Annotated in this window: 5 protein-coding genes; 2 read left to right on the top strand and 3 right to left on the bottom strand. The window is 68.4% G+C overall.

The genetic code is table 11. The features are described from left to right. Together NI18_RS25950 and NI18_RS19240 are read right to left on the bottom strand one after the other, a co-directional pair. Window positions 1–201 (bottom strand): ATP-binding cassette domain-containing protein (locus NI18_RS25950; protein ID WP_037532433.1); only part of this gene is annotated, 201 nt, incomplete at its 3' end. Beyond that, on the bottom strand, window positions 198–632 hold the full coding sequence (locus NI18_RS19240) for a metallopeptidase family protein (RefSeq protein WP_037532430.1): 435 nt from the start codon (window positions 630–632) through the stop codon (window positions 198–200). The genes NI18_RS19240 and NI18_RS25950, both read right to left, overlap by 4 nt. A gap of 35 nt (window positions 633–667) precedes the next feature. On the opposite strand from NI18_RS19240, the gene NI18_RS19235 reads away from it, so the two are divergent. Beyond that, window positions 668–964: a 4a-hydroxytetrahydrobiopterin dehydratase gene (locus NI18_RS19235; RefSeq protein ID WP_031394518.1), complete on the top strand. Its 297-nt coding sequence runs from the start codon at window positions 668–670 to the stop codon at window positions 962–964. Window positions 965–1087: 123 nt separating this feature from the next. Here NI18_RS19235 and NI18_RS19230 read toward each other — a convergent pair whose 3' ends face one another. After that, window positions 1088–1873: an SDR family oxidoreductase gene (locus NI18_RS19230; protein WP_031440926.1), complete on the bottom strand. Its 786-nt coding sequence runs from the start codon at window positions 1871–1873 to the stop codon at window positions 1088–1090. A gap of 53 nt (window positions 1874–1926) precedes the next feature. Here NI18_RS19230 and NI18_RS19225 point away from each other — a divergent pair. Next, window positions 1927–2331 (top strand): ATP-binding cassette domain-containing protein (locus tag NI18_RS19225; RefSeq protein ID WP_037532427.1); only part of this gene is annotated, 405 nt, incomplete at its 3' end.

The following is a 2331-nucleotide window of genomic DNA, read 5'->3' as shown; positions in this document are numbered from 1 at the left end:
CAGCGCGATGCGCCCGGTCGCGGTCACCGCACCCTCGGCGGGCGGCAACAGCCCCGCGGCGATCCGGATCAGACTCGATTTGCCGACACCGTTCGGCCCCGCGACGACCGCCGCCTCACCCGCCGCCAGCGCGAACGACACGTCGTCGAACAGCCGCCGTCCGCCGCGGTCGCAGGCGACACGGCGAAACGCCAGGCTCACGCCGCGGCGTCTTCCAGCGCATGCATGTCGTCGTCGCTCAGCCCGAAATGATGCCCGATCTCGTGGATCGTGACATGCGCGACCAGATCGTCGAGCCGCACCCCGGTCTCGATCCATTCCTCGAGGATCGCACGCCGGTACAAGGTGATACGGTCGGGCATCGCGCCACTATCCATCGACGATTTCTCGCCCAGCGGCCGCCCCTGATACACCCCCGACAGGTCGAGCGGATGCTCGATGCCGAGCTCTGCCAGCGTCTCCTCGTCGGCGAACTCCTCGACCACGAACACCACGTCGCCCAGATGCACGCGGAATTCGGCGGGCAGCCGCGCGATCGTCGCGCGCCCGATCGCCTCGATCGCAGCCGCATCGGGCGCGAGCCCCTGCGTATCACCATGGATTGTCGCTTGCCCGCTCATGGCTCCAGCCATACGCGTTGGCGATCCATAGCTGCAAGGGTACGCGAATGATCGAGGCACTGAACGAGACCGAGCGGGCCGAGGCGCTCGATGGACTCGACGAGTGGGATTATGACGATGGCCGCGACGCGATCACGCGGACGATCGTGTTCGCCGATTTCGTCGAGGCGTTCGGGTTCATGACCCAGGTCGCGCTGATCGCCGAACGCGCCAACCATCATCCCGAATGGAAGAATGTCTGGAACCGCGTCGAGATCCTGCTGACCACCCACGACGCCGGCGGCCTCTCCCCCCGCGACATCGAAATGGCCGAAGCCATCGACGCCATTGTCGGCGACTCCTGACGCTCCTCCCGTCATCCTGACGCCCCCACCCCGTCATCCTGACGAAAGTCAGGATCCAGAGCCCCAAACGGCAACGCCCGTGACTCTGGTCCCGGATCAAGCCCGGGATGACGGGACGCCCCCCTAGCGCTTCACACTCCGCCGCATCCGCTTGCGCAGCGACCCCGGCATCCAGCGCGCGGCGAACGCCATGCGGTGCGCGGTCTTGCCGACATAGGTGTGGACCGCATTGCCGTGCACCGCCGCCCAGGCCGCGTCGGCGACCGCCTCGACCCCGGTCAGCTCGAGCCCCGCGCCCGTCACCGTCTCGCGGATCGACCGGTTCGATCCCCCCGCGGTCGTGTTCAACAGCGGCGTGTCGATGAAGCTCGGCACGATCGCGCGCACCTTGATCCCGTCGCCCGCCCATTCGCCGTCGAGCGCCTCGGTGATCGCGCGCACCCCGAACTTGGTCGCCGAATAGGGCGCCAGCCCCGACGAGCCATAGATCGCCGACGCCGATGCGGTGTTGAGCAGGCACGATCCCGGCGTCCGCTTCAGATAGCCATGACCGATCTTCGCGCCGTTCAGCACGCCGACCAGGTTGACGCCGACCACCCGGTCGATCTCGGCGAAGTCGGTCGTCGCGAGCGGTCCGCCCGAGCCGATCCCGGCATTGTTGAACAGCACGTCGAGCCGCCCACCCGTCACGGCCGTGAACGCATCGAGCGACGCCACCCACGCGTCGCGGTCGCGCACGTCCATCACATAGGTCGACGCCCCCTCGGGCAGCAGCGCCGCGGTCTCCGCCAGCCCCGCGGCGCTGACGTCGGCCAGCCCGATCCGCCAGCCCTTGCGCGCGAACAGCAAAGCGGTCGCGCGGCCGATCCCCGAACCGCCGCCGGTGATGAATATGCTCTGCTGGCTCATGGCCGATCCTCTCCGTTTGATTTTGCGGTATGTTTCCCGCATCCTGCGCCCAGATGCCAGATCAATCTCCAGCGCTCGCTTTCGAACGCGTCACCAGGGCTTACGGCGCGACGATCGCGGTCGATGCGGTCTCGCTCGAGATCGCGGGAGGCAGCTTCGTCGCGCTCGTCGGCACGTCTGGATCGGGCAAGTCGACCCTCCTCAAGACGATCAACCGCCTCGTCGAGCCCAGCGACGGCCGCGTCCTGCTCGACGGCACCGACGTCACGCACGGCCCCGCGCCCGCGCTGCGCCGCCGGGTCGGTTATGTCTTCCAGAATATCGGCCTGTTCCCGCACATGACGATCGCCGAGAACATCGCGATCGGGCTGCGCATCGCCGGCCGCGGCGACGAGGCCGATGTCGGCGCGCTGCTCGATCTCGTCGACCTGCCGCGCGGCATCGCCGGGCGCCTGCGC

This window comes from Sphingomonas sp. Ant20 (assembly GCF_000783375.1).
In the GTDB taxonomy this organism is placed as follows: domain Bacteria; phylum Pseudomonadota; class Alphaproteobacteria; order Sphingomonadales; family Sphingomonadaceae; genus Sphingomonas; species Sphingomonas aerolata.
This window is presented reverse-complemented; position numbering and strand designations above follow the sequence as displayed.

Excerpts from the sequence above, each read along its gene's own strand:
- NI18_RS19235 (WP_031394518.1), top strand. The coding sequence starts at position 668 with ATGATCGAGGCACTGAACGAGACCGAGCGGGCCGAGGCGCTCGATGGA.
- NI18_RS19240 (WP_037532430.1), bottom strand. The coding sequence starts at position 632 with ATGGCTGGAGCCATGAGCGGGCAAGCGACAATCCATGGTGATACGCAG.
- NI18_RS19230 (WP_031440926.1), bottom strand. The coding sequence starts at position 1,873 with ATGAGCCAGCAGAGCATATTCATCACCGGCGGCGGTTCGGGGATCGGC.